Source organism: Mesorhizobium sp. M1A.F.Ca.IN.022.07.1.1, assembly GCF_003997575.1.
Lineage (GTDB): Bacteria > Pseudomonadota > Alphaproteobacteria > Rhizobiales > Rhizobiaceae > Mesorhizobium.
Genome location: NZ_RZST01000049.1, coordinates 1 through 23,520, shown reverse-complemented (window position 1 = coordinate 23,520; position 23,520 = coordinate 1). Strand labels below are relative to the sequence as shown.

Below are 23,520 nucleotides of genomic sequence, written 5' to 3'. Positions count from 1 at the left end.
AGCCTCGAGGCCTATTACCAGGAGATCGGCCGTGCCGGCCGCGACGGGCGGCCGGCCGAGGCGCATATGCTCTACGGCCTCGGCGACATCCGCACGCGGCGCCTGTTCATCGACGACGAGGATGCGTCGCCGGAGCACAGGCGGCGCTCGCATGGCCGGCTGGACACGCTGATCGGCTATTGTGAGACGGCGCAATGCCGGCGCCAGGTCCTGCTTGGCTATTTCGGCGAAGGCGCCTCGCCTTGCGGCAATTGTGACAACTGCCTCAGCCAGGCGCCGCGCGCGGACGGAAGCATCGAGGCGCGCATCATCCTTTCGGCCGTCGCGCAAACCGGCGAGCGGTTCGGGGCCTCGCACATCGTCGACATCCTGCTCGGCCACGAGACCGAGAAAGTGCTGGCCCGAGGTCATCAAAGGCTTGCCAGCTTCGGCACCGGCGCGGCGCACAAGCGACCCGCGTGGCTGTCGCTGATCCGCCAGCTTGTGGCGGGCGGGTACCTGGTGCCGGACCCGGACGGCTATGGCGGCCTTGCCATTTCCGAGAGCGGCCGCGCGCTCGGGCGCGGCGAGATCGCCTTCGAGTATCGCGTCGAGACGCGGCACCGTTCCCTGCGCGACAAGGCGCGTTCGGCCCAGGCAGCGGCGGACGCCGAAGACCTGGACGCCGCGCTGCTCGCCACGCTCAAGGCGCTGCGGCTGCGCCTGGCGAAGGAACGCCAAGTCCCGGCCTATGTCGTTTTCTCCGATCGCACGCTGATCGCCATGGCCGAGCGCTGCCCGCGCGACCTCGCTGCCTTCGCCGAGGTGAACGGTGTCGGCGAAGCCAAGCTCAAGGAATTCGGCGAGGTCTTCTTGAGCGCGATTGCGGAGCATCAATCCGGCGGATCAGGTTGAGGCAAAATCGGCCGGCGCATCACGCTCGTCCGGCCCAACCTACAAACCGGATCACGCATTCAAACGATGATTGCCCGCAGCCGACGCGCAACGCCCGCTCTCAAGTTGCGCCCTGGATGGCCCCGACCATGGTTCTCACAGCGTCCAAGGGCTGCAAGCCGGCCTCGCGCACCAGCGTGCACGCTGGCGCTCATGCTCGGCCGGTCATTTTCGGGCGATGGTGCCGCGGCCCTGCGGGCGCTCGTTGCGCATCGCCGAAGGTGAGCCGTTGAAATGTGAACGGCGCCGATCGGTGGTTCCGCGCCGTTCCTGTGGAAACATTCCTGTTGCAATCTTCGAGGCAAACAGCTCGAATAAAGTCTTTCCGGGGGAACAAGAATTGTGAACAAGGGTGTGGTACGGCTTATTCCAAAGCCGAGGGCCTCAATATTCATCTGTGGTTGCGGTCATACCGGGTCGACCTTGCTCGCCCGGATATTGGCAGCGCATCCGGATGTCTTCAGTGTTCCGCGGGAGACAAGCGCTTTCGTCTCGGACAAAGGCGCCAGATGGACTAAGCTAAGCTTGCTTTTGCTTGAGGCGGCGATTTCGCGCCGGAGCGTCTGGGTCGAGAAAACCCCCGGGCATATTCATTACACCCGTCAGATACGCGAGACGATCCCGGACGCCCGTTTCATTGTGGTGACGCGCGATGGCCGTGATGTCGTGGCATCGCTCGGGCAGCGCTACGAGGGCGATTTCGACAGAGCTTTCCAAAGGTGGGTCGCCGACAGCAGGGCCTCGATGCTCTGCATCGAGAGGGGCGGGGCCATGTTGTGGCGCTACGAGGACTTTATCGAGTCGCCTGCGCTCTCCATCGAACGGCTATGCCGCTTCATGGATGTGGCCTTCGATGCTGCCATCCTGGACTATCACCGGCATCCGGTCGTCTGGGGAAGGGCAAGAAGAGTTCGCACGGCGCATTCGGCTCGCCGTTCGACGCAGGTCAACCAACCGATCACCGACTACAGGGGCGGCTGGCGATCGAAGCTGCCTGCGGAATTCGCCTCGCGTTTCGAGGCAGGTGAGGCCCAGGAGCTGATGACCTATTTCGGATATCGCTGAGGGCGACTGTCGCGCTCCTTCGCCAAGGCTTCGGAGGCTATCTCGCTCGCTCTTAAGGGATTTGAGGCTTGTCCTGCGAAAGCGCGCAGCTCGAAGCAGGATGGCGGAGAGGGAGGGATTCGAACCCCCGATACCCTTGCGAGTATGCCGCATTTCGAGTGCGGTGCATTCGACCACTCTGCCACCTCTCCGCGAGGTCATGGTCGGCCGTTGCCGGCGCGGCGCACTAGATAACGGCTGACCGCCGCAGTTACAAGGCCCTAGTCGACCGATTTCCCGCTTCTTGAAAAAGCGTCGGCGAGGCGACGGACCGGCGCGCGGCCCGCGGCATGCTCAGGAGCAAGGGCCGCTCGCCTTGACTTCCTTGCGACCTTCGGTTAGGGACAGCCCGCATCCGGCGTGGGGCTTCTCCGCGCCGCTTGTTTTTTGAACCCGCAGACTGACAAAAAGACGGCCGAACCGCCTGAAGCGGTTCATCGAGGCCGACCGAACAGCGAAAGGCAAAAAATGTTCGCAGTCATCAAAACGGGCGGCAAGCAGTATCGCGTCGCCGCCAACGATCTGCTCAAGATCGAGAAAGTCGAAGCCAAGGTCGGCGAGATCGTCGAGATCGGCACTGTTCTCGCGCATGGCGAGGGTGAGAATGTCACCTTCGGCGCGCCGTTCGTCGATGGCGCTCTGGTCACGGCGGAAGTCGTCGAGCAGGGCAAGAACCGCACCGTCATCGCTTTCAAGAAGCGCCGCCGCCAGAATTCGCGCCGCAAGATCGGCCACCGCCAGCTTCTGACCACCGTCCGGATCTCCGAGATCCTGCTGGGCGGCGCCAAGCCGTCGAAGAAGGCCACCGCCAAGGCTGAGGCCAAGGCGCCCGAAGCCAAGGCAGACGTCGCCGCCGAGGCGAAGGCCGAAGCCGCTCCGAAGGAGGCCAAGGCCAAGAAGGAAGCCAAGGCAGAGGCCGCCCCCAAGGAAGCTCCCGCCAGCGAAGAGGCCAAGGCCGCGCCGCTGTTCAAGGCACCGAAGGGCGAGCCGGACGATTTGACCGTGATCAAGGGCATCGGTCCCGTCGCGGCGAAGGATCTCGCCGAGCAGGGCATCGTCACCTTTGCGCAGCTGGCCAAGCTGACCGAGAAGGATGTCGCCAAGATCGACGAGCACATGCCGTTCAGCGCCGACCAGATCAAGGATTGGCGCGAGCAGGCCAAGGAGCTGGCGAAAAAGAAGTAAGGACGGTCGGCGATAATCGTCGCCGGTACGCACTTGAAACGGAACGCGAACGCGTTCATAAGACCATTCAAGCGCCTCAGGGCGCATCGGAGTTAGTTAGATGGCACACAAGAAAGCTGGCGGTTCGTCGCGCAACGGTCGCGATTCGCACTCCAAGCGTCTCGGCGTGAAAAAGTTCGGTGGCGAAGCCGTCGTCGCCGGCAACATCATCATTCGTCAGCGCGGCACGCAATGGCATCCGGGCACCAACGTTGGCATGGGCACGGACCACACCCTTTTTGCGCTCGAAGCCGGCGCAGTCACCTTCAACAAAAAAGCCAACGGCCGAACCTACGTCTCGGTAAACCCGATCACCAAAGCAGCGGAGTAGCCGGTTCCGCACCATAACACCGGCGCCCATCTCGGGAACCGGTGTCTGGCCAGGCCAGGAAAAGGATCAGGAGAGATGGGCTTCCATCTCTCCTTTTTCATTTTTCTTTGCCCTGGAGGACTAAAATGGTTGCCGAAGCGAAAGACACCGAAGACGAAAGTTACGCGATCGATTGCCCGGTGCTCGCCACCGAGCGCCTGGTCATGCGCGCTCCGCGCGAGAGCGATCTCGCTCAACTCGTCGCTCTGGCCGACAACCGTCACGTCGCCGAAATGCTGGCCCGCATGCCGCATCCTTACGGCGAAGCCGAGGCCCGCGCCTTCCTCGCCATGGCCTCGTCGCGCCGCGCCGGCATCGCCTATGCGCTGACGCTCGCCGGCACCGGCACTTTCGTCGGCTGCGCGGGGTTGAATACCACCGATCGGGGGCTGGAGCTGGGCTACTGGATCGGCGAGCCTTACTGGAAGCGCGGCTATGCGACCGAGGCGGCGCACGCGCTGGTCGACCTTGCCTTCCAGAAGACCTCGATCCAGGTGCTGCATGCCTCGACCAGGGTCATCAATCCGGCATCGCGCCGCGTCATCCACAAGTGCGGCTTTCAGTATGCCGGCCAGGGCATGCTGAACTCGATCGTCGCCGGCCAGGTGCCGGTCGAGCGCTACCGGCTGGACCGCAAGACCTGGACGAGCCTGCGCAACTGGGTGCACTTCTAGGCATGTTGAAATTCAGGTTGAGGCCGGACGGTTTCCTGCGCTTCCGGTGCTCGCGTACTTTCAGTACGCTCCGCTCCGGTTCTCGGAAGCCGTCATTTTCGGCTCAGCCTGACCTGAATAGCAACACGCCTAGGCGTCGGCGCTCAAAGACGACTCAACCCAATTCGACCCAGACCGGCAGGTGGTCCGATCCACGCGCCTGCCGGTCGGCCCACAGGCGCTTCAGCGAGCCGGCGAGCGAAGCGCTGGTGAAGACGTAGTCGATGCATTTGTGGCGGCCCGCATCGTTGGGACGATTGGGGTCGATCCAGGTGAAGAGGCCGGAAACGTCCAAGCGCTGGGCGACATCGACGGCGAGATCGGCGGTGAGCGGCATGCCGAATTCATGGTCCGGACGTCCGGCGAGTTCGACATATTCGGGCGATCCGGGCAGCATGTTGAAGTCGCCCATGACGATGAAGGCTTCCGGATAGGGCAGGTCCGGCAGGCCGATTTCGGGAATGCCGGAAAGGCCGCCGCCTTCCAGCGCGTAGTTGAGCAGGCGCTGGCGCAGGAAACGGATCTGGCTCTGACGCTCGACGGGGCTACGGTGGTCGAGATGGGTGGAATAGAAGCGGATGAAGCCGAGCGGCGTCTCGATCAGCGCCTCCAGCGCGCCGCGCTGGAAGTTCATCCGCTCCAGGCTGCGGCTGCGCGGCAGAAGGAGATTACGCGACAGATGAATGGGCGTCTTCGACAGCACCATGTTGCCGAGCTGGAAGGTGCGGGTGACGGCGCGGCCGGCATCCAGGCGCGAGCCGATATTGACCTCGAAATTGCTGGCATAGGCGACAAAATAGTCCGGCAGCGCCTCGCCGATCTCGGCCACCATGTCGCGGTCGCCGTTGCGCGGGTTGTTGCGGGTGACTTCCTGCAGGGCGATGACATCGGCGCCGCGCACCGCGTCGGCGATGCGGTCGACATCGTATTTGCCGTCGAGGCCGATGCCATACTGGATATTGTAAGTGACAAGCTTCATTCGCGCCTCCCGGTCTCGCCCGCGAACAGTGCTACCGCGCCCCTGGCTAAAGTGCATCCGGCGCTTTAGTTGCAAACGGGCCTCGCCCTTGGCTCCACCTTGGTTTAGAGCAATCCCGCAAGCGCAATAGCAGAAACCTGAAAATCCGATGAAATTCCTCGACCAAGCCCGAGTTTACATCCGGTCCGGCGACGGTGGTGCCGGATCGATGTCGTTCCGCCGAGAGAAATTCATCGAGTTCGGCGGTCCGGACGGCGGCGACGGTGGCCGAGGCGGCGATGTCTGGGTCGAAGCCGTCGATGGCTTGAACACACTGATCGACTACCGTTACCAGCAGCATTTCAAGGCCAAGACCGGCATGCACGGCATGGGCCGCAACATGACGGGCGCCAAGGGCGCCGACGCGACGCTCAAAGTGCCGGCCGGCACCCAGGTATTCGCCGAGGACAATGAGACGCTGATCTGCGATTTGACCGAGGTCGGCCAACGCTTTCTGCTCGCCAAGGGCGGCAATGGCGGCTTCGGCAACCAGCATTTCAAGACCTCGACCAACCAGGCGCCGCGCCGCGCCAATCCCGGCCAGCCGGGCGAGGAGTTGAGCATCTGGCTGCGGCTCAAGCTCATCGCCGATGCCGGCCTCGTCGGCCTGCCCAACGCCGGCAAGTCGACCTTCCTTGCGGCCGTCACCGCCGCCAAGCCGAAGATCGCCGACTATCCCTTCACCACGCTCTATCCGGGCCTCGGCGTCGCCCGCATCGACGGCCGCGAGTTCGTGCTGGCCGACATCCCCGGCCTGATCGAGGGCGCGCATGAGGGCGTCGGCATCGGCGACCGCTTCCTCGGCCATGTCGAGCGCACGCGCGTCCTGCTCCATCTCGTCTCGGCGCAGGAGGAAAATCCCGGCAAGGCCTACAAGACCGTGCGCGCCGAGCTCGCGGCCTATGGCCATGGGCTGGCCGACAAACCTGAGATCGTCGCCCTCAGCCAGGTCGACATCCTCGACGCGGACGCGCGCAAGAAGAAGGCTGCCTCGCTGAAACGCGCCGCCGGCCGCGCGCCGATGCTGTTGTCAGCCGTCACCGGCGAAGGCGTCGAGGCTGTGCAGCGCGCGCTGATGGCGGTGGTCGCCGAGGCACGCGATGCCGTTCCCGCTCCAGTCGATACGCGCTGGCGGCAAAACCCATGAAATCGCTGAAATCATACCGGCGCATAACCGTGAAGATCGGCTCGGCGCTGCTCGTCGACCGCGCGACCGGCTTGAAGCGCGATTGGCTGACCTCTTTAGCCGAGGACATCGCGGTGCTCGCCAATGCCGGCGCGGAGGTGCTCGTCGTCTCCTCGGGCGCCATTGCGCTCGGCCGCACCATTCTCGGGCTCGGCAAACGCGCGCTGAAGCTCGAGGAAAGCCAGGCGGCGGCGGCCGTCGGCCAGATCGCGCTTGCGGGCGCCTGGTCGGATGCGCTGGGCAGGGACGGGCTCAAATCCGGGCAGATTCTGTTGACCCTCGGCGATACCGAGGAGCGCCGCCGCTACCTCAACGCCCGCGCAACGATCTCGACCTTGCTCAAGATGAAGGCGGTGCCGGTCATCAACGAGAACGACACGGTCGCGACCTCCGAAATCCGTTATGGCGACAACGACCGGCTGGCGGCGCGGGTGGCGACGATGATGGGCGCCGATCTTCTGGTGCTGCTTTCCGATATCGACGGACTCTATACGGCGCCGCCGGCCAAGGACCCGCAAGCCAAGTTCATTCCGGTGGTCGACCGCATCACGCCGGACATCGAGGCGATGGCGGGCGCCGCCGCTTCGGAACTCTCGCGCGGCGGCATGCGGACCAAGCTCGACGCGGGCAAGATCGCCAACGCCGCCGGCACCGCGATGATCATCACCGCCGGCACGCGCCTGTCGCCGCTGATGGCGATCGAGCGCGGCGAGCGCGCCACTCTCTTCAAGCCCAGCGCCAACCCGGTGAAGGGCTACAAGACCTGGATCGCGGGACAGTTGGAGCCGGCCGGGCGGCTCACCGTCGATGCCGGCGCTGTCGGCGCGCTGAAATCGGGCAAGTCGCTGCTGCCGGCCGGCGTCAAGCTCGTCAGCGGCAATTTCTCGCGCGGCGACACGGTGGCGATCCTGTCGCCCGAGGGCCGCGAGATCGCGCGCGGGCTGGTTGCCTATGATGCCGCCGATGCCGTAAGGATCGCGGGTTTGAAGACGGCCGAGATCGAAAATGTGCTCGGCTATGAAGCGCGCTCGGCGATGATCCATCGCGACGACCTTGTGGTAAGCCGATCCAGTGATCAAGTATTGGCCGACGACCAAGTTTTGGCCGACGAATGACCCAGCGGAGGATGAACCATGCTGAAGCTGCATGACAAATCCGGGGAACATACGGTGGCGCTGATGGCCGATATCGGCTTCCGCGCCCGCGCCGCTGCCCGACCGTTGGCCGTCGCATCGACCAAGGCCAAGAACGACGCCTTGGCCGCGATGGCCGACGCCATCCTGCGCAACGAGCAGGCGATCCTAGAGGCCAACGCCATCGATATGTCGAACGGCGAGGAAGCCGGGCTGTCCGGTTCCTTCATGGACCGGCTGAAACTCAACCCCTCACGTATCAAGGCGATGGCCGACGGCATTCGCGACATCGCGGCGCTCAAGGATCCGGTCGGCGAGGTAATTGCCGAATGGGACCGGCCGAACGGCCTCCATATCGAGCGCGTGCGCACGCCGCTCGGCGTCATCGGCGTCATCTATGAAAGCCGCCCGAACGTGACGGCCGATGCCGGCGCGCTCTGCCTGAAAGCCGGCAATCCCGTGATCCTGCGCGGCGGCTCGGATTCGATCAATTCGTCATCGGCTATCCATGCCTGCATGGTCGAAGGGCTGAAGGCAGCCGGCCTGCCGCAAGACGCCATCCAATTGGTGCTGACCACCGACCGCGCCGCGGTCGGCGAGATGCTCAAGGGCCTAGCCGGCAATCTCGACGTCATCATCCCGCGCGGCGGCAAGAGCCTGGTCGGGCGCGTGCAGACCGAGGCGCGCGTGCCGGTCTTTGCCCATCTCGAAGGCATCTGCCATCTCTATGTCGATCGTTCGGCGAAGCTCGACATGGCGGTCCAGATCGCCGTCAACGCCAAGATGCGGCGCACCGGCGTGTGCGGCGCCGCCGAGACGCTGCTCGTCGACCGCGCGGTGGCGTCCACGCATCTGGTGCCGATCCTGGAAGCGTTGCACGCGGCCGGCTGTGAGATCCATGCCGACGTCGAGGTGATGAAAGCCTTTGCCGATGCCAGCCCGGCGACCGACGCCGACTGGGTGACGGAATATCTCGACGCGATCATTGCGGTGAAGCTGGTCGACGGCGTGGCCGGCGCGATCGAGCATATCGAGACCTTCTCCTCGCATCACACCGAGGCGATCGTCGCCGAGGATGCGCAAGCGGCCGACAAGTTCTTCAGCGAGATCGACTCGGCGATTTTGTTGCACAATGCCTCGACACAGTTCGCCGACGGCGGCGAGTTCGGCATGGGCGCCGAGATCGGCATCGCCACCGGCAAGATGCATGCGCGCGGACCGGTCGGCGTCGAGCAACTGACCTCGTTCAAGTACCGCGTGCGCGGGTCGGGGCAGGTGAGGCCTTGATATCGCTTGCCCTAAGAGGCTGAAGCTTGCGCCTAGGCACCCCCCTCCCGCCTGCCGGCCATCTCCCGCGCAAGGGGGGAGATCAGCTGATTTTCCCGGTTTCGCCAGTCGCCAACACTGCAAGATTTGCGACTGCGAAGGAGCTGCCAATCTCCCCCCTGGCGGGGAGGATGCCCGGCAGGGCAGAGGGGGGTGCCTAGCGTCATGCTTTCCCAGCCCGAGCAGCCCGTCCCCGCGCCCTATCTCCACATGCCGCATGCCGGCAAAGGGCTGGCCGTCGGCCTGTTCGGCGGCTCGTTCAACCCGCCGCATGCGGGCCACGCGCTGGTCGCCGAGATTGCGCTGAGAAGGCTGGCCCTCGACCAGCTCTGGTGGATCGTGACGCCCGGCAATCCGCTGAAAAGCGCGCGCGAGCTGGCGCCGCTCGCCGAGCGCATCGTGCTGTCCGAAAAGATCGCCAGGAATCCGAAGATCAAGGTTACTGCCTTCGAGGCGGCGCAGCATGTCCGCTATACCGCGGACACGCTGGCGCTGGTCAAGGCGCGCAATCCGGGCGTCGACTTCGTCTGGATCATGGGCGCGGATTCCTTACGCGACTTCCATCGCTGGCAGCGCTGGCGCGAGATCGTGCTGACCTTCCCGATCGCGGTCATCGACCGACCGGGCGCCACGCTCTCCTTCCTGTCCTCGGTCGTCGCCAAGACCTTCGACTATGCCCGCGTCGACGAAGGCGACGCGCCGCTGCTCGCCCGCATGCGGGCGCCGGCCTGGACCTTCATCCACGGCCCGCGCTCGTCGCTTTCCTCCACCGCGATCCGCAAGGCGGCGAAGGGCTGAGGCCACCCTTCTTCCACAAGGGGCCGAGCGATGTCGCTTTTACGGCGGCCTATCGCGTTCCGATCAGCCAAGCTGCGAGGGCATGCTGACGCAGACCCAAACCGATCCCGGACAATCGGCGCCGCTGATTGCCATTGCCAGCGTCATCGTGTCGATGGCGCTGATCGCGATCGGCAACGGGCTGATGTTCGCCTTCATTCCGGTGCGGCTCGGCGCCGATGGTTTCGATCCGACCTGGGCCGGACTGATCGTCACCGGCCTTTCGGCCGGCGGGCTCGCCGGCTGCATCCTGACCGGACCCTTGGTGCGCCGGGTCGGCCATGCCCGCGCGTTCATGGTGCTTTCGGCGCTCATCGCGCTCTCCAACGTGGCGATCGGCGCCGGACCGATGCCGCTGCTGTGGATCGCGGCGCGGGCGCTCTACGGCTTCGCCATATGCGGCCTTTTCATCGTCGCGCAGAGCTGGCTCAACGACGCCTTGCCGAACGCCATACGCGGCCGGGTGATGGCGGTGTTCTACGTCGCCTATATCGCCGGATTGGGCGTCGGTTATGCGACGCTCGCCGCGATCGACATCCAGACGGCGGCGGCGCCGCTGATCGGCATCGCCTTCACCGCGTTGTCCATCCTGCCGGTGGGCATGACGCGGCTTGCCCAGCCGCCCGCGCCGCAGGCCGCTTCTGTGGCGCTCGGCCAAGCGTGGAGGATCTCGCCAGTCGGCGTCGTCGGCATGCTGGCGGTGGGCGGCCTGTCGATGATCATTTCCGGTTTTGCGCCGATCCACGCCACCGCCAAGGGTTACAGCCAGGCAGAGGTGGCGCTGCTCTTGTCGGCGATGCCGGTCGGCACGCTGATCCTGCAGATACCGCTCGGCTGGCTCTCGGACCGTACCGACCGCCGCTATGTGCTGGCGGGCACGGCGGCGCTGGCGGTGGCGGCGAGCCTGCTCGCCATCGCCTTCGATGGCGGCGCGCTGATGGCCCTGGTGGCGATCTACCTGATCTGGGACGGTGCATCGGAATCGATCTATTCGCTGTCCAGCGCCCACGCCGCCGACCGCGCCAGGAAGGAAGAGCTGCTGGCGCTGTCGAGTTCGCTGCTCTTTGCCTGGTCGCTGTCCGGCTTCATCGTACCCGGCATCGTGACGGCGCTTTCCGCCGTCTTCGGCACCGGGACCTTCATCTATGTCGGCATCGCCATCGCTTCCGCGTTTTGCCTGTTCGTGCTGTGGCGGGTGTTTGCGGCGCGACCGATGCCCGCTGCCGCAACCGGCAGCTTCGCGCCGATGTCGGCGCAGACGCCCCTGCCGGTGGAGCTCGCCTTCGCGTCGGAGGAGCCGACAAAGCCGGCCAAGGCCTGACGAGATTATTGCTTGCGGACTTCCGGGGACGGTATCTCGGGCGGCGGCAGGGGGATCGAAATGCCCTCGTTGTCGAAGGCCAGCTTGGCGCGTTTGGTCAAGTCGATCTGGGTGGCGAAATAGTCGGCCGCGGAAGTCCAGTAGCGCAGGGTCAGTGAAACCGTGCTCTCGCCAAGCCCTGCGATGAAGGCGATCGGCGCCGGCTCGCGCCGGATGCGCTTCTCGGCATTGGCGATGGCAAGCAGCGTCTTCTGCCCGCGGTCGATGTCGGTCCATGAACCGATGCTCAAGCTGATATCGGTGCGCCTGACGCCGTTGCGGGTGAAATTCCGTACCGGCTGGTTCCACAGCGTCTGGTTGGGCGCCAGAATGTAGATGCCTTCGACAGTGCGCAGCTTGGTCGCGAACAGGCCGATCTCCTCGATCGAGCCGGCGATCGCACCGACCTCCACATATTCGCCGATGCGGAAGGGCCTCAGCGCAAGCAGCATGATGCCGGCGGCGATGTTCTGCAGCGTACCTTGCAGTGCAAGGCCGATCGCCAGGCCGGCAGCGCCGATCGCGGCGATGATCGAAGCCGTCTGCACGCCAAACTGGCCGAGCACCATGATAACGACAAGGATCAGGATGCCGTAGCGGACGACCTGGGAGAAGAAGTGGCGCAGCGTCTCGTCAAAACCGTGAATATGACCGAGCCCGGCATAGATCGATCGCTCGGCAAGGCCGGCAACGAGGTAGCCGACAACCAGAAGGATCACAGCACCGATTGCCGAGAAGGAATAGGAGACTATCAGCGAGCTGAGCTGCGCAAGCCCGGCCTGAATCGTGATGAGGGCGCTCTGCGGGTCGATTGGCATGGTTGGGAATCCCCTTTGTCCGGTGTGCCGATAACCCATGCGGCGCGCAGGGGTTCCGCTCTTTTCAGCCTTCCGAGGGCCTGTCCGGCCTGCCGAGGCCGCCCTGAGAGCGCGCCCGTCTTGAAACTGCAATGGAACTCTGCCTATCTAAGCAGGGTCACCTGATTTGCCGGGTGATTTGGTTGTTCTTATTGGGAAAGGAAACACACTGAGAACAGCACTGCGGAAGAAGGCCGATATCGTGCCTTCGCCGGCCGGGATCAGCGGAAGCGATGCTGCCTCCCTCGCCATCAAGACAGTCCTTGCCAGTCTGGAAGACTCCAAGGCCGAAAACATCGTCTCAATCGATATCCAGGGTAAATCGAGCCTCGGCGACTATATGGTCGTCGCATCGGGCCGATCGCACCGCCATGTCTCGGCGGTCGCCGACCATCTCCTCAAGGCGCTCAAGGATGCCGGTCTCGGCATGGCGCGCGTCGAAGGGCTGGCCAGCGCCGACTGGGTCCTGATCGATTCCGGCGACATCATCGTCCATGTCTTCCGTCCCGAAGTCCGCGAATTCTACAATCTCGAAAAGATGTGGCAGGCGCCGGATCTCGAGGAAGAGACCTTGCACTGAGCCGTATCGCGGGCCGTGACCGTTCCGGTCCGGCGCCGATCGAGAGCTCGCCGAGGCGAGGATGAAGATCACCGTTCATGCCGTGGGCCGGATGAAGACCGGCCCCGAGAGAGAGCTCGCCGACCGCTATTTCGAGCGCTTCGCCAAGAGCGGGCCCGCGGTCGGGCTGGAATTTGCCGGCATTGTCGAGACATCCGAGAGCCGCGGCCAGAGCGCCGACGAACGTCGCCGCGAGGAGGGCCAGAAGCTGCAGGGTCAGCTGCAGCAAGGCAACGTGCTGTTCCTGCTCGACGAGCGCGGCAAGGCGCTGTCCTCGGAGGACCTGGCGGCCCGCATCGGCCAGTTGCGCGACAGCGGTCGCAAGGCGCTGGTCATCGCGATCGGCGGCGCGGACGGCCATCACAAATCCTTGCGCGAAGAGGCCGATCTGGTGTTGTCGTTCGGAGCGCTGACCTGGCCGCATCAGCTGGTGCGCGTCATGCTCGGCGAACAGCTCTATCGCATCGCCACCATCCTTGCCGGGCATCCCTATCACCGCTCGTGAGTCATCGTTCGCGCTGTGACCCCGAAAGCTGGGGATCACGTCCGCTTGCACCGATTTCCGCCTCAATGAACTGACATCACGGTTGTTGCGGGTGCTCCAACATGGTTGATGGTTCGTTAACGAAGCGGCGGATAGAGTCGAGGCCTGATGTCTGAAGGCTGGAATTCGAGAACGCGCGCCTGGCGCAGCCGCTGCGGCTTGACACTTGTCGCCGCGCTGATCGCGCTCGGGCCGGCTATGGCCGCGGAAAATTCGCTCGATGTCCCGCCGGACCCCGACAAGAGCCGGGTCGAATACGAGCAGGTCTCCAAGGAAATCTCGTTGTCCTCCGAGCGGCTGGCCAAGCTTGCCGCCGACGTCGCGACGGTCAAGAAGGACCATGCCTCGATCAGTGCGGCGCTGATCCAGTCGGCGATGACCGAGCAGAAGCTCGGCCAGGACATCGAGGACATCGGCGCCAAACTGGAAGGACTGAAAGCCGAGCAAGAGAAGCTGCACGCTTCGCTGGCGGCGCGGCGCGACGTACTTGCCGAGGTGCTCGGCGCGCTGCAGCGCATGGGGCTCAATCCGCCACCGGCGATCCTGGTCAAGCCGGAGGACGCGTTGTCGTCGGTGCGCAGTGCCATCCTGCTCGGCGCCGTGGTGCCGGAATTGCGCCAGCAGACCGACAGGCTGCTCGCCGATCTCAAGGAACAGACCCGGGTGACGGCCTCGATCGAGGCCGAACGCGCGCGGCTTACCGCTGCAGTCACCGAGCAGACGGCGGAAAAGAAACGACTGACCATGCTGCTCGAGGCCAAGCAGAAGCTGCAGGCCGATACCGAAGCGGCCCTGGCAGCAGAGCGGCAGCGCTCGCAGCAGCTGGCGGACAAGGCCAGCAGCCTCAAGGACCTCATCGCCTCGCTCGAGGCCGACAAGGCGCGCAAGGCGGCCGACCAGGCCAAGGCGGCCGATCGGAAATCGGCGGACGCCGACACGACCGCATCGACGGCGGAACCCGCCGCGCCGCCGGTGCCGGAGGGCAATCGTTTAACCGCTTCCGCCCCGTTCGCGGCGCTCCAGGGCCAGATCGCGCTGCCGGTCATCGGCAAGATCAAACGGCGCTTCGGCACCGACGACGGCAATGGCGCAATGATGCAGGGAGACATGGTTGCGACACAATCGGGGGCCATCGTCACCGCGCCGGCGGATGGAAACGTTCTTTATGCGGGGCCGTTTCGCTCCTATGGTCAACTCTTGATCCTCAATGCGGGCGATGGGTATCATGTCGTCCTGGCGGGGATGAGCAGAATCAGCGTCGCGACCGGACAGTCGGTGCTCGCAGGAGAGCCGATCGGCGCGATGGGAGAGGCCCGGGTGGCTAGCACCTCGGCCTCGCAGAATGGAAATGCGACGCCGGAGCTCTATGTTGAGTTCCGCAAGGATGGAAAACCCGTCGATCCGAACCCCTGGTGGGCGGACCGATTTTCTGGAAGGACGTGAAATGATGCGGAAATTGTCGCTTCTGTTTGCCGGCGCGCTGATGGGCGCATCGGCAATGAGCCTGGTCTACGGCGCACCTGGCTCGGCGGCGAATGCTGCGGGTTCCGAGACCTACAAGCAGCTGGCGATCTTCGGCGACATCTTCGAGCGCGTGCGCGCGCAATATGTGACGCCCCCGGACGACAAGTCGCTGGTCGAGAACGCCATCAACGGCATGCTGGCTTCGCTCGACCCGCACTCGTCCTACATGAATGCCGAGCAGGCGCAGGATATGCGTGTGCAGACCAAGGGCGAGTTCGGCGGCCTCGGCATCGAGGTCACGATGGAGAACGACCTGGTCAAGGTGATCACGCCGATCGACGACACGCCGGCCGCAAAGGCGGGCGTGCTTGCCGGCGACTATATCGCCAAGATCGACGGCGAGGAGGTGCGCGGCCTCACCCTCAATGACGCGGTCGAGAAGATGCGCGGCCCGGTCAACACGCCGATCAAGCTCACCATCCTGCGCCAGGGCGCCGACAAGCCGATCGAGTTGACGGTCGTGCGCGACATCATCAAGGTCAAGGCGGTGAAATACCGGGTTGAGAACGACATCGGCTACATGAAGATCACCTCCTTCACCGAGAAGACCTATGACGATCTCGAGAACGCCATCGAGAACATCAAGAAGCAGGTGCCCAACGACAAGCTGAAGGGCTATGTACTCGACCTGCGCCTCAATCCGGGCGGCCTGCTCGACCAGGCGGTGAGCGTGTCGGACGCCTTCCTGAAGCGCGGCGAGATCGTCTCGACCCGCGGCCGCGATCCGAAGGACGTTACCCGCTTCGACGCCAAGCCGAAGCAGAACGACGACATCGGCGGCAAGCCGCTGATCGTGCTGGTCAATGGCGGCTCGGCAAGCGCGTCCGAGATCGTCGCCGGCGCGCTGCAGGATCTGCGCCGCGCCACCGTCGTCGGCACGCAGTCGTTCGGCAAGGGTTCGGTGCAGACCATCATCCCGCTCGGCGAGAATGGCGCGCTCAGGCTCACCACCGCGCTCTATTACACGCCGTCGGGCAAGTCGATCCAGGGCAAGGGCATCACGCCCGACATCAAGGTCGAGCAGCCGCTGCCGCCGGACCTGCAGGGCAGGGACCTGACCCGCGGCGAATCGGACCTCAAGGGCCACATCAAGGGGGCCGACGAGAGCTCGACCGGCTCGGGCTCGGCCGCCTATGTGCCGCCGGAGCCGAAGGACGACCTGCAGCTGATCTATGCCGAACAGCTGCTGCGCGGCCAAAAGACCGATCCGGCCTTCCCGCCGAACCCGGACAAGGCTGTGCTGAACCAGTAAAGACGGGGGGGCCGGGCCAAATCGCTCTGGCCGGCCGACCGAAGCGATGCAATGCTGCCGGGACCGCGAGGTTCCGGCAGTTTGATTCGGGGACAGGTTGGTTCGGCAACGGGCGCTGCGTCGCCTAAGGTTTTGAATTTGCGCGTGAGCGCTGACGATTCGATCAGCTGCGCTGATCAGATCAGCCGCGTCACGGGCCTGAGGATGCGGCTTGGCTGACATCGGCAAGGACATCGAACGCCCGCTCGGACAGACGCTCCGGCCAGAGCGCCCTGCCTCGCGCACCTTCGGCGCCGCAACGCTTGGCGCTGCGGTCGCTATCTTCGCCGTGGTCGGCATTTCCGGTGCGATCGCGTTGCGTGAAAAACCTTTCCGCAAACCGCAAGAGACGGCCGTTTCGACGCCGAAGGTAATCGTGGCGCCGGCTCCCGCGCCGGCACCGGCGCCGACGCCGGCACCGGCCGAGGTGGCGGCGGCGAAGCCCAATGCGAGCACGCCGATGAAGAGCGATGGCCCGCAAATCATCCATGTCCAGTCTGAAGAGGGCGATGGTCCGCCGAAGGCCGGTATCGTCATCCGCGATCCTTCCACACTCAGCCAGAATCTCAAGGTCGCGCATATTCCCGACAGGGCGCTGATCGAGGCGAGCGACGGCGGCCCGCTGCCGGTGCGCTCCGCCGATGGCCGGCGACCGTTCGACGTCTATGCGCGGCCCTGGTCCGGAGCGCGCGGCGCGCGCGTGGCGATCGTCATCGGCGGGCTCGCCGTCTCCCAGACCGGCACGCAGGCCGCGATCGCCAAATTGCCCGCCGAGGTGACGCTGGCTTTCGCGCCGCAGGGCAACAGCATCGACCGCTGGATGAAGGCGGCGCGCCAGAGCGGACATGAGATCGTCATGCAGATACCGCTCGAGCCGTTCGACTATCCCAGCGTCAATCCGGGACGCAACACGCTGACGGTCGATGCGAGTCCGGACGAGAACCTGAAGAGCCTGCACTGGGCGCTGTCGAGGACGACCAACTATACCGGGGTCATGAACTATATGGGCGCGCGTTTCTCGGCTGATGCAAACGCGATGGGCCCGTTCATGGCTGAGCTCGGCAAGCGCGGGCTCGCCTATGTCGACGACGGCTCCTCCGCGCGGAGCCTGGCGCCCGACCTCGCGCTGAAGGATGGCGTCCCGTTCGTCGCCGGCGACATGGCGATCGACGCGGTGCAGGACCGCGGCGAAATCCTCAAGAAGCTGGACAGCCTCGAGGCGACGGCACGCGCCAAGGGCAGCGCCGTCGGCATCGGCTCGGCCTTCGATATCACCGTCGACACGGTTGCGTCCTGGGTGGCAGAAGCAAAGAAGCGCGGCATCGAGATCGTGCCGATTTCGGCGGTGGCGATCGATCCGCAAAAAGGCTGACGCCGACCCTTTCGCCTGAATGCATCTCCAAAACGGCTGGAAATCTGAACGATGGCCAAGAAGATCGATCCCGAAACGCTGCCCTATCGCCCTTGCGTCGGGCTGATGATCCTCAACCCGGCCGGGCTGGTCTGGGTCGGGCATCGCATCGCCGAGCCGGACAGCGAATTCTCCGGCACCACGAAACTCTGGCAGATGCCGCAGGGCGGCATCGACGAGGGCGAGGAGCCGCTCCCGGCGGCGGAGCGGGAGCTTTACGAGGAGACCGGTATGCGCAGCGTGTCGCTGCTTGCCGAAGCGCCGCACTGGATCAATTACGACCTGCCGCCGCATCTGGTCGGCGTCGCCTTCAAGGGCCGCTATCGCGGCCAAACGCAGAAATGGTTCGCCTACCGCTTCGAGGGCGACGAGAGCGAGATTGAGATCAATCCGCCGCCGGGCGGCCACAAGGCCGAATTCGACCAATGGGCATGGCGGCCGATGCGGGAGCTGCCCGACCTGATCGTGCCGTTCAAGCGCAAGGTCTACGAGCAGGTGGTGGCCGCGTTCCAGCATCTTGCTCGCTAGGCGATGGCAGGCGCGCTTCCAACTAAGTTCGGTTAGCGAAGAGGTTGGCACCGTAGTCGAGATCATGCTTTGTTGATGCAGATGCGCCGCAGGCAAAGAGGCAAACATGAACGACGCGCGACAAGCGCACTTCGCCGGCGTCGAGAAGCAAGCAGCTCCGCAACAAGTGTGACCCGTCTTTGTCTGACGCAATTGCCCCGATGACCGGCACCAAAACGTCTTTGCCGCAAACGACCGCCACCAGCGGCTTTATGCCCAGCGAAACCGCAGCCGGCGCGATCCTGACCATCGATCTTGGCGCCATCCGCGAGAACTACCGGCGGCTGAAGGCGCGGCTGGCGGGCGTGCGCTGCGCCGGCGTGCTCAAGGCCGACGGCTATGGCCTCGGCGCGGCACAGGTGGCATCGGCGCTGATGAAGGAAGGCTGCGAGATCTTCTTCGTCGCGCTGCTCGGCGAGGGCATCGCGCTGCGCAAGGCGCTTGGACCCGGACATGAGATCTTTGTGCTCAACGGCCTGCCGCCGGGCTCCGAGCCGGAAGCGATCGCGGCTGGGCTTCATCCTGTCATCAACAGCACCGCTCAGTTGAGAGCGTGGCGTGAAGCGGCGCTTGCCGCCGGCCGAAAGCTGCCGGCCGCTGTTCAGGTCGACAGCGGCATGTCACGGCTCGGCATGCCGCCGGCTGACGTCGAGGCGCTCGCGGCGGATGCTTTCGGCGGCATCGACATCCGCCTGGTGATGAGCCATCTCGCCTGCGCAGACGAGCCGCGCAATCCTGCCAACGAAGCGCAGCGGCTCGCGTTTGAGCGGCTGCGCGGGATGCTGCCCAAGGCGCCGGCCTCGCTTGCCAATTCGTCCGGCATCTTTCTCGGATCGGCCTACCACCACGACCTCGCGCGGCCGGGCGCGGCGCTCTACGGCATCAACCCGACGCCGGGCGAGGCGAACCCGATGCTGCCGGTGGTCCGGCTGCAGGCGAAGGTGGCTCAGACGCGCAACGTCGAAGACGGCGCCGGCGTCGGCTACGGCCACACCCATCATGCGCGCGGACCGCTCAGGCTGGCGACAATCTCGCTCGGCTATGCCGATGGCTGGCACCGGCGCGCGGCGTCGGCCGCCTGGTTTGAGGGCGTGCGGCTGCCTTTCGTCGGGCGGGTATCGATGGATTCCATTGTCCTCGACATTTCAGCGCTTCCGGTCGATCAACTGGGCGAGGGCGACCTCGTCGAGCTCATCGGGCCGTCGCAAAGCCTCGACGACGCGGCCGCACATGCCGGAACCATCGGCTACGAGGTGCTGGCCAGCTTGGGTGCGCGCTTTCACCGCCGCTACATCGGCGGGTGAAAGGGGCGGCTTGCTTGACAAGCCGATGCATCTCGGCAAGGGTCGAGGCATGAGCAACCTCGCCCATAGCAGAACCTTTTTCAGGGTTTGCCCCATCGCGGGAGCGTAGCCCCGGCGCGGTCGTGTTGGCGACCGCCGAGCCGGGGCATTTGAATTCCTGACATCGTCATCGAGCCAGCCAGCCTTTCGCGGCTGTCGGCTCTTCGTCGCCGCCTTTGAGCGGGCTGCAGCGCGCGTCGGTTCGTCGACGTGCAAATCCAGGAGGTTTGCCATGAATGCCACAACCCAATCGCGTTCCCGAAACACGATCGTCGTCAGCGACGCGGACCACGACCGGCTCAGCGGCCTTGCCAGAGCCTTTCTCGAGCGGACGCCCGAGATGGCCGAGGACCTGCTCGCCGAGATGGACCGCGCGCGGATCGCCGCCGAAGCGGCGATGCCAGCGGATGTCGTGCGGATGGGCACGACGGTGACGCTTCACGACGGGGAAGGAAGCGTTCAGCGCGTCACGCTAGTCTATCCCGCCGAGGCCGACATCGCCGAAAAACGCATCTCGGTGCTGACGCCGCTCGGAACCGCGCTGATCGGCGCGCGTGCCGGCCGGGCAGTCTCCTGGCGAAGCCGCGACGGCCGGGTGCTTTCGGCGACCATCCACGCGGTCGAGCAATCCGCGTCGCGGAGAGTGCCATGACCAGGACCATCTATCGCCTCACGCCGAAGGATCTCGCGGTTCTCGAAGCGATGCTGATGCGCCGGCGCGCCTTTGCCGACGCAATCGTGCCGATGCTCGAACGCAAGCTCGCCGAGAGCAACATCATCCCGGCCGGCATGGTCGAGCCCGACATCGCCACGCTGAACAGCCGGGTAGTCTTCCGGATCAACGACGGAGCCCCGGAGACGAGGACGTTGATGCTGGGCGACGCCTCCGCTCCTGTCGGATTCGGCCTGCCGCTCGGCACCTGGCGCGGCCTCTGCCTGCTCGGCATGAGGGCGGGCCAGTCGGTAGTGGCCGAGCGCCCCGACGGCAGCCGCGAGCGCATCCTTCTCGAGGATGTGGCCTACCAGCCGGAGGCCGAGCATCAGGCGGCTCGGACTGCCGCACAGCGACCCCTTGGCCCGAGGCTGGTGTACAGCGCCGCAGGCGATCGTTGGCCCCTTGGCGGGGGCGGCAAAATCCGGCAGACAGAAGGCGACGATCCCGGCCCTTCGGCGGCATGATCGGTTTGAGGGAGCAATAGAATGAAAGTCCTGGTGCTGGGCGGCGGTGTGATCGGGATCACCACCGCCTACTTCCTTGCCGAGGCTGGCCATGAAGTCACGGTGATCGACCGGCAGCAGGGACCGGCGCTGGAGACCAGCTTCGCCAATGCCGGCGAAGTGTCGCCGGGCTATGCCTCGCCATGGGCCGGGCCCGGCATTCCCGTGAAAGCCGTCAAATGGCTGTTGATGAAATACGGACCGCTGGTGGTGCGGCCGGCCTTCGATCGGCATATGTGGACATGGCTCTTGAAGATGCTGCGCAACTGCACGGCCCAGCGCTATGCGCTGAACAAGTCGCGCATGGTGCCCTTGGCCGAGTACAGCCGCGACACGCTGAAGGCGCTACGCGCTACGATCGGCATCAGCTATGACGAGCGAGCCAAGGGCACGCTGCAGCTCTTCCGCAAGCAGAAGCAGCTCGACGGCACCGGCGGCGATGTCGAGGTGCTGAAAAAATATGGCGTTCCCTACGAGCTCCTCGACCGGGACGGCTGCATCGCGGCCGAGCCGGCGCTGGCCGGTGTGCGGGAAAAATTCGTCGGTGGGCTGAGGCTGCCCGGCGACGAGACCGGCGACTGCAAGATGTTCACCGACAAGCTGGCCGAGCTTTGCGTGGCGCGCGGTGTCGCCTTCGAATATGGCACGAGCATCCGGCGCGTCGTCAGGAACCGAAACCGCGTCGTCCAGGTCGGCACCGACAAGGGCTGGCGAACGGCGGAGGCTTATGTGATGGCGCTTGGCAGCTATTCGGCTCCCTTCATGCGCAAGATGAAACGGCCGATCCCCGTCTATCCGGTCAAAGGCTATTCCATCACGGTGCCGATAACGGACGCGGCGGCGGCGCCGGTGTCGACCATCATGGACGAGACTTACAAGGTGGCGATCACCAGGCTCGGCGACCGCATCCGCGTCGGCGGCACCGCGGAGATTTCGGGCTTCGACCTTCGTCTGCATGAATCGCGCCGCCGCACGCTCGAGCACTCCGTCGGCGACCTGTTTCCGGGCGGCGGCGATCTCAAGGCGGCGAGTTTCTGGTGTGGCTTGCGGCCGATGACGCCCGACGGGCCGCCGCTGGTCGGGCGCAGCGAATTGTCCAACCTCTATCTCAACACCGGCCACGGCACGCTGGGCTGGACCATGGCCTGCGGCTCGGCGAAAGTGCTTGCCGATATCATTTCCAACCGGGTGCCGGAGATCAACGCGCTCGACCTCAGCCCGGACCGCTACATCAAGGCTTGATTTAAAAGGCCTGTTTCACCCACCCATTGCTGAACAGCAGCCGGTAAGCCCAGCCGATCGTGACATTGGTGGCGACCGGCTGCGAATGGGCGAGATAATCGTCATAGACCGACTTCATGCGGCGGTAGAAGGCCGGATCGAGCACCATCATGCCGTTTTCCGAGTCGTGGACGAAGCTGCGATTGTTGAGGTTGACCGAGGAGATCGTCACCAGGCGCTGATCGATCATCATGATCTTGGAATGCAGCACCACGTCGGGCGCCTTGAATTCGCGGATGTTGATGCGGTCGCCATATTTCTCCACGAATAGCTTGTTGAGCGCGGTGAGGAAGCGGCCGCCTATGTCGCCCTTGAGATCGATGCGCCCGACGACGTCGATCTTGACGCCGCGGGCCAGCGCCCGATCGAATGCTCTCGCGATACTGGGCGTGAGGTTGAGATAGGGATTCACGATCTCGATGCGATGCTCGGCGGTGTCGATCAGTTCGACGAAGTAGTTTTCCAGTGCATGCCCGTCCGCGTAAGGCACGGAAATGAAGTGCCGCACCACGCCTTGCGGATGGCCACCGGAACGAACCGGAATGGAAAACGGCCGTGACAGATTGGTGTCGGCATCGCGCAGCCAGACGGTCGAGAAATGCGCGGCCAGCGTTTCGACCGTCACCGGGTCGGCGATCTCGATGTCGAAGTCGCTCCAGTTGGAATAGTAGTTGAGCGAGAAGCCGTCGGTCTTGCCGTATTGCTGCAGCTGAGGGTAGCGCGACAGGTCGATCGGCTTATGAAACAGGAACCCGTCATGGATGTTGCGGCCGCCGATGATGACGCGCGAGCGGCCGGGTTCCTCGGCCAGGGTCGCCAGCATCTTGATGTGATGGGTCTTGTGCAGCTGCGAGAGCTGCTCGTCGATCGGCGCGCCGTGATCGGCCTGCCAGCGATATTCCTGCAATTGGACATTGGGAAACTCCGCCGCCAGCCGATGCAGCAGGGCGTCGTCCTTGTCGCGCTCCAGCACGTCGGTGACCAGGATGCGTACCTTGGTGCCGAGCGCCGCGTGGTGGCGGATCAGCCGCTCCATGATGCGGCCGGAAAAGTCCGCCTTGAACTCCAGCGACGACAGATAGATCAGCTTGAGTCTCGGCGCGTTGGAGAAATCGAGCGGCAGTTCGGGATCGGCCTTGTCGAAGGCGCTGTCGGGCAGCGTCTTGCCGAGCAGCGCCTCGACCTTGGAATTGAAGCCGTCGCGCGATTTGCGCAGCAAGGTCGGCGACCTGAGCGGCAGCGCGCAGGTCTGCGACAGCCAGCGACCGGCATAAAAGGCGCGGTCGAGCGCTTCGAGCCCGGCCGGATCTGGCACCGGACAACGATCATAGCGGCTGTCGAGTGCCGTGATCCATGGGTCGGCGGCCTCCTCGCGCAGGATGGTCAGCTTCGCGCCGGACGGCGCGAGGCTGGAGCTGACGGTGAGATCGCAACGGGTGAGCGCTTCGCTTGGAAACAGGCTGGCAGATGTCTCGGTCGCCGGCAGGCTGAGATGGAACGCGGCACCTTTGGCAATTGTCCGCGACCGGCCCGAGATGCGCATCGCCAGCGATCCGTCGCAGCTGCCGCCGATCACGACCGTTTGCGGGCCGACCTGGCGGAGCACGATCTCGACCGAGCGCGCCTGCAGGCCGGAGAAGCTGAAGGTCTTGGGTGCGGAC

The 23,520-nt window shown here is 65.0% G+C and carries 23 protein-coding genes and 1 tRNA gene; 20 read left to right on the top strand and 4 right to left on the bottom strand.

Features of this window, described 5'->3' with window-relative positions:
* Both EOA75_RS08565 and EOA75_RS08560 read left to right on the top strand, forming a co-directional pair.
* On the top strand, positions 1-894 hold an 894-nt coding region (locus EOA75_RS08565; protein ID WP_164747322.1), incomplete at its 5' end, for an RQC domain-containing protein.
* Positions 895-1,458: 564 nt separating this feature from the next.
* Positions 1,459-1,998 carry a sulfotransferase gene (locus tag EOA75_RS08560; RefSeq protein ID WP_347404246.1) on the top strand — a complete coding sequence of 180 codons (540 nt, stop codon included), beginning with the start codon at positions 1,459-1,461 and terminating at the stop codon, positions 1,996-1,998.
* Positions 1,999-2,099: 101 nt separating this feature from the next.
* Here the strand turns inward: EOA75_RS08560 and EOA75_RS08555 are convergent.
* Positions 2,100-2,189: transfer RNA gene (locus EOA75_RS08555), tRNA-Ser, on the bottom strand.
* A 316-nt stretch (positions 2,190-2,505) separates the two neighbouring features.
* Between EOA75_RS08555 and rplU the strand changes: the two genes are divergently transcribed.
* The 3 genes from rplU to EOA75_RS08540 all read left to right on the top strand — a co-directional run bounded on the left by rplU (position 2,506) and on the right by EOA75_RS08540 (position 4,305).
* Positions 2,506-3,222, top strand: a complete 717-nt coding sequence (gene rplU / locus EOA75_RS08550) for a 50S ribosomal protein L21 (RefSeq protein WP_067001574.1) — start codon at positions 2,506-2,508, stop codon at positions 3,220-3,222.
* Positions 3,223-3,322: 100 nt separating this feature from the next.
* Positions 3,323-3,592: a 50S ribosomal protein L27 gene (rpmA, locus tag EOA75_RS08545; RefSeq protein WP_040991608.1), complete on the top strand. Its 270-nt coding sequence runs from the start codon at positions 3,323-3,325 to the stop codon at positions 3,590-3,592.
* 125 nt (positions 3,593-3,717) lie between these two features.
* Entirely contained in the window at positions 3,718-4,305 is a 588-nt protein-coding gene (locus EOA75_RS08540; protein WP_067319564.1) for a GNAT family protein, read from the top strand.
* Positions 4,306-4,459: 154 nt separating this feature from the next.
* On the opposite strand, the gene EOA75_RS08530 is transcribed toward EOA75_RS08540, so the two are convergent.
* Complete coding sequence (locus EOA75_RS08530; protein ID WP_127216569.1) at positions 4,460-5,323, bottom strand: endonuclease/exonuclease/phosphatase family protein; 864 nt, start codon at positions 5,321-5,323, stop codon at positions 4,460-4,462.
* Between the two features lie 148 nt (positions 5,324-5,471).
* Between EOA75_RS08530 and obgE the strand changes: the two genes are divergently transcribed.
* The 5 genes from obgE to EOA75_RS08500 all read left to right on the top strand — a co-directional run bounded on the left by obgE (position 5,472) and on the right by EOA75_RS08500 (position 11,165).
* Entirely contained in the window at positions 5,472-6,509 is a 1,038-nt protein-coding gene (gene obgE / locus EOA75_RS08525; RefSeq protein WP_095824116.1) for a GTPase ObgE, read from the top strand.
* On the top strand, positions 6,506-7,663 hold the full coding sequence (gene proB, locus EOA75_RS08520; protein WP_127324065.1) for a glutamate 5-kinase: 1,158 nt from the start codon (positions 6,506-6,508) through the stop codon (positions 7,661-7,663). The genes obgE and proB overlap by 4 nt, the downstream gene beginning before the upstream one ends.
* Positions 7,664-7,681: 18 nt before the next feature.
* Positions 7,682-8,968: a glutamate-5-semialdehyde dehydrogenase gene (locus tag EOA75_RS08515; protein WP_127324064.1), complete on the top strand. Its 1,287-nt coding sequence runs from the start codon at positions 7,682-7,684 to the stop codon at positions 8,966-8,968.
* A 249-nt stretch (positions 8,969-9,217) separates the two neighbouring features.
* Positions 9,218-9,805 (top strand): nicotinate-nucleotide adenylyltransferase, encoded by a 588-nt coding sequence (locus EOA75_RS08505; RefSeq protein ID WP_067001594.1) that lies wholly within the window; start codon positions 9,218-9,220, stop codon positions 9,803-9,805.
* Positions 9,806-9,887: 82 nt separating this feature from the next.
* Positions 9,888-11,165, top strand: a complete 1,278-nt coding sequence (locus EOA75_RS08500) for an MFS transporter (protein ID WP_095799735.1) — start codon at positions 9,888-9,890, stop codon at positions 11,163-11,165.
* A gap of 5 nt (positions 11,166-11,170) precedes the next feature.
* Here the strand turns inward: EOA75_RS08500 and EOA75_RS08495 are convergent, their stop codons facing one another.
* On the bottom strand, positions 11,171-12,022 hold the full coding sequence (locus EOA75_RS08495; RefSeq protein WP_127324063.1) for a mechanosensitive ion channel domain-containing protein: 852 nt from the start codon (positions 12,020-12,022) through the stop codon (positions 11,171-11,173).
* 241 nt (positions 12,023-12,263) lie between these two features.
* Here EOA75_RS08495 and rsfS point away from each other — a divergent pair, with 241 nt between their 5' ends.
* The 10 genes from rsfS to EOA75_RS08445 all read left to right on the top strand — a co-directional run bounded on the left by rsfS (position 12,264) and on the right by EOA75_RS08445 (position 21,820).
* Complete coding sequence (gene rsfS / locus EOA75_RS08490; protein ID WP_059189846.1) at positions 12,264-12,641, top strand: ribosome silencing factor; 378 nt, start codon at positions 12,264-12,266, stop codon at positions 12,639-12,641.
* Between the two features lie 61 nt (positions 12,642-12,702).
* Complete coding sequence (gene rlmH / locus EOA75_RS08485) at positions 12,703-13,185, top strand: 23S rRNA (pseudouridine(1915)-N(3))-methyltransferase RlmH (protein ID WP_067001603.1); 483 nt, start codon at positions 12,703-12,705, stop codon at positions 13,183-13,185.
* Positions 13,186-13,332: 147 nt separating this feature from the next.
* Entirely contained in the window at positions 13,333-14,667 is a 1,335-nt protein-coding gene (locus EOA75_RS08480) for a murein hydrolase activator EnvC (RefSeq protein WP_127324062.1), read from the top strand.
* 1 nt (position 14,668) lies between these two features.
* Positions 14,669-16,000 carry a S41 family peptidase gene (locus EOA75_RS08475; protein WP_067001610.1) on the top strand — a complete coding sequence of 444 codons (1,332 nt, stop codon included), beginning with the start codon at positions 14,669-14,671 and terminating at the stop codon, positions 15,998-16,000.
* A gap of 211 nt (positions 16,001-16,211) precedes the next feature.
* The gene (locus tag EOA75_RS08470) at positions 16,212-17,411 is read left to right on the top strand and encodes a divergent polysaccharide deacetylase family protein (RefSeq protein ID WP_127324061.1); all 1,200 of its coding nucleotides are present in this window, start codon (positions 16,212-16,214) and stop codon (positions 17,409-17,411) included.
* A gap of 51 nt (positions 17,412-17,462) precedes the next feature.
* Entirely contained in the window at positions 17,463-17,978 is a 516-nt protein-coding gene (locus EOA75_RS08465; RefSeq protein WP_067319545.1) for an RNA pyrophosphohydrolase, read from the top strand.
* Between the two features lie 200 nt (positions 17,979-18,178).
* Positions 18,179-19,321: an alanine racemase gene (alr, locus tag EOA75_RS08460; protein WP_245466591.1), complete on the top strand. Its 1,143-nt coding sequence runs from the start codon at positions 18,179-18,181 to the stop codon at positions 19,319-19,321.
* Positions 19,322-19,592: 271 nt separating this feature from the next.
* Positions 19,593-20,012, top strand: a complete 420-nt coding sequence (rnk, locus tag EOA75_RS08455) for a nucleoside diphosphate kinase regulator (protein ID WP_127216285.1) — start codon at positions 19,593-19,595, stop codon at positions 20,010-20,012.
* Positions 20,009-20,539 carry a nucleoside-diphosphate kinase gene (locus EOA75_RS08450; RefSeq protein WP_127324060.1) on the top strand — a complete coding sequence of 177 codons (531 nt, stop codon included), beginning with the start codon at positions 20,009-20,011 and terminating at the stop codon, positions 20,537-20,539. Before rnk ends, EOA75_RS08450 begins: the two co-directional genes overlap by 4 nt.
* A gap of 21 nt (positions 20,540-20,560) precedes the next feature.
* Complete coding sequence (locus EOA75_RS08445) at positions 20,561-21,820, top strand: D-amino acid dehydrogenase (RefSeq protein WP_127324059.1); 1,260 nt, start codon at positions 20,561-20,563, stop codon at positions 21,818-21,820.
* 1 nt (position 21,821) lies between these two features.
* Here the strand turns inward: EOA75_RS08445 and EOA75_RS08440 are convergent.
* Positions 21,822-23,520: phosphatidylserine/phosphatidylglycerophosphate/cardiolipin synthase family protein (locus EOA75_RS08440; protein ID WP_164747320.1), on the bottom strand; the 1,699-nt coding region annotated here is incomplete at its 5' end.